The sequence below is a fragment of the Flavobacterium sp. J27 genome, from assembly GCF_004303025.1.
Classification (GTDB): Bacteria; Bacteroidota; Bacteroidia; order Flavobacteriales; family Flavobacteriaceae; genus Flavobacterium.
Genome location: NZ_PJQW01000020.1, coordinates 1 through 216, shown reverse-complemented (window position 1 = coordinate 216; position 216 = coordinate 1).

The following is a 216-nucleotide window of genomic DNA, read 5'->3' as shown; positions in this document are numbered from 1 at the left end:
GTTAGTTGTTAGTTGTTAGTTGTTAGTTGTTAGTTGTTAGTTGTTAGTTGTTAGTTGTTAGTTGTTAGTTGTTAGAAAATTATAAATTTGTTTTGAAAAAATCCTTTTTTAAATAAAAAAAGAATTAAATACTATTCTTTTTTCGCTTCTTCCCAAAATAGTAGAACTATTTGAAAATCATAGATTTCCAATTCCTTATTTTGGTAAACGCTTCGC